Genomic DNA, 734 nt, shown 5'->3' with positions numbered 1-734 from the left:
ACACACCGACCCGGTCCGACACGCCAGCGCCCGCCAACGAGACCAGGGCAGTTCCGGTCGTGTCGCACGATCGTGCAGCACCCGTACCTCTGTAGCCTGTCGCGGTGTTCCTCACTCGGTTTGTCACCGCACGGATGCCCAATCGGCTGTTGGCGGTGTTCGTGCGCAAGGCGGAGCTGTTCAAGTTCCTGACAGTCGGATCGATCGCGTTCGTCGTTACGGTGGTGCTGTTCTTCGGGCTGAAATGGACGGTCCTGGACGGCAAGCCGGTCACCGCCAATGTCGTGGCGGTGCTGCTCGCCACCGTGGTGTCCTACGTGCTCAACCGAGAGTGGGCGTTTACCGCCCGCGGCGGTCGAGAGCGACGGCATGAGGCAGCGCTGTTCTTCGTGGTCGCCGGTGTCGGTCTGGCGATCAACCAGCTGCCGCTGGTGGTGTCGCGGTACGTGTTCGCCCTCCAGGCGCCGCACGTGTCGCTCATCGTGGAGAACCTGGCCGATTTCGTCAGCGCCACCATCGTGGGCACCCTCCTGGCGACGGTGTTCCGCTGGTGGGCGATGCGCAGGTTCGTCTTCCCGAATCCTGTGATGCCGCACCCGGAGTTGGACGAAACGATGCTGGAAGACACGGGGCACACCGACGTCGCCGCCGCGAGCAGCCCCCAGGCCACCTAGGTCGAACGTCGTTCGGCACTGCACAACGAAGAGAACGATTGTCGCAGGGGGGGAGAACGA

At 65.0% G+C, this 734-nt stretch carries 1 protein-coding gene; it reads left to right on the top strand.

Features of this window, described 5'->3' with window-relative positions; genetic code table 11:
- Positions 1-104: 104 nt before the first annotated feature.
- Complete coding sequence (locus ACFO6S_RS12245) at positions 105-674, top strand: GtrA family protein (protein ID WP_378417282.1); 570 nt, start codon at positions 105-107, stop codon at positions 672-674.
- Positions 675-734: the final 60 nt, after the last annotated feature.

Source organism: Rhodococcus kronopolitis, from assembly GCF_042654025.1.
Lineage (GTDB): Bacteria > Actinomycetota > Actinomycetes > Mycobacteriales > Mycobacteriaceae > Rhodococcus_G > Rhodococcus_G kronopolitis.
Note: the sequence above shows the minus strand (reverse complement) of the source record. Positions and strands in the feature narration are given on the sequence as shown.